Genomic DNA, 1855 nt, shown 5'->3' with positions numbered 1-1855 from the left:
TGTGCCCTTTCGCGTGCCGTTGCGAAAGACATCGATGCCGCAGCTGAAGCGCTAAAAGTTGCTGACCAATTCCGTATCCACACTTTTCTAGCCACTTCCACGATTCACGTTCAAGACAAACTACGCCGCAGTTACGATGACGTACTTGAAATGGCGGTCAACGCCGTTAAACACGCGCGTAACTACACCGATGATGTCGAATTTTCTTGTGAAGACGCAGGCCGAACACCAATCGACAATCTATGTCGCATGGTTGAAGCCGCAATTGATGCTGGAGCAAGCACCATCAACATTCCCGATACCGTTGGCTACACAGTGCCAAGCGAGTTCGGTGGCATCATCCAAACGCTTTTCAACCGCGTGCCGAACATCGACAAGGCCATCATTTCTGTGCACTGTCATGATGACTTGGGCATGTCGGTCGCAAACTCAATTGCAGCAGTACAAGCCGGTGCTCGCCAAATTGAAGGCACCATCAATGGTATCGGCGAGCGTGCGGGTAACTGCTCACTAGAAGAGATCGCGATGATCATCAAGACGCGTCAAGAGCTTCTGGGCGTAAGCACGGGGATCAAACACGAAGAAATCCATCGTACTAGCAAGTTAGTGAGTCAACTGTGCAACATGCCGATCCAAAGCAACAAAGCGGTCGTGGGTGCCAATGCATTCAGCCATTCTTCAGGTATCCACCAAGACGGCATGTTAAAGAACAAGAACACTTACGAGATCATGACGCCTGAGTCGATTGGTCTTAAGAACCAAGCACTTAACCTAACCAGTCGTAGCGGCCGAGCGGCGGTGAAGAGCCACATGGATTCCATGGGTTATAAAGAAGATGAGTACAACCTAGACGCACTGTACGCCGACTTCTTGAAACTGGCCGACCGTAAAGGCCAAGTGTTTGATTACGATTTGGAAGCGCTAATGCACTTCTCCAACTTGCGTGAAGAAGATGACTTCTACAAGTTGAATTACCTAAGCGTGCAATCGGGCAGCGTGATGGCAACCACCAGCATCAAGATGCAATGTGGTGATGCGGAAATGTGTGAAGCGGCGGTCGGCAATGGTCCGGTTGATGCGCTATACCAATGTATCTACCGCGTGACAGGTTACGAGATCGTACTAGATAAATTCGATCTAACCGCAAAAGGTGAAGGTGAGGATGGTCTAGGTCAAGCAGACATCATTGCCAACTACAAAGGTAGAAAATACCACGGTACGGGCGTTTCAACCGATATCGTAGAAGCTTCTGGTCAAGCACTATTGCATGTTATCAACAGCATCCATCGCGCAGACACCATTGCCGAGATGAAGCAGAAAAAGATTGCTACGGTATAGTCATACTGAGCTTTATCGCTCAGGGACAAATAACACGATTTCAAATAATTAAGCTCAAAAATTAGAAGATTAAAGGAATAACATGACAGACAAATCATACAAAATTGCCGTACTTCCTGGTGACGGCATCGGCCCAGAAGTGATGGCTCAAGCGCATAAAGTTCTGAATGCTATCGAGCAAAAACATGGCATCTCATTTGAGCGCGAAGAACATGATGTTGGTGGTATTGCTATCGATAATCATGGTTGCCCACTTCCAGAAAGTACGGTAACAGCGTGTGAAGAGTCTGACGCGGTTCTATTTGGTTCGGTTGGTGGCCCTAAGTGGGAACATTTGCCACCAAACGACCAGCCAGAGCGCGGTGCATTGCTGCCACTACGTAAGCACTTCCAACTGTTCTGTAACCTTCGACCTGCGCAAATCCACGCTGGTCTAGAAGCTTTCTCACCGCTACGTGCAGACATCTCAGGTCGCGGCTTTGATATTGTCGTCGTACGCGAATTAACTGGCGGCATC

2 protein-coding genes are annotated in these 1855 nt (G+C 48.7%); both read left to right on the top strand.

Annotation, left to right across the window (positions count from 1 at the left end; all coding sequences use genetic code 11):
* Nucleotides 1–1338, top strand: a 1338-nt coding sequence (gene leuA, locus R8N28_RS23930) for a 2-isopropylmalate synthase (protein WP_318183510.1), incomplete at its 5' end; no start/stop codon positions are given.
* An 82-nt stretch (nucleotides 1339–1420) separates the two neighbouring features.
* On the top strand, nucleotides 1421–1855 hold a 435-nt coding region (locus R8N28_RS23925; protein ID WP_318183509.1), incomplete at its 3' end, for an isocitrate/isopropylmalate family dehydrogenase.

The organism is Vibrio sp. Vb1554 (genome assembly GCF_033344235.1).
Note: the sequence above shows the minus strand (reverse complement) of the source record. Positions and strands in the feature narration are given on the sequence as shown.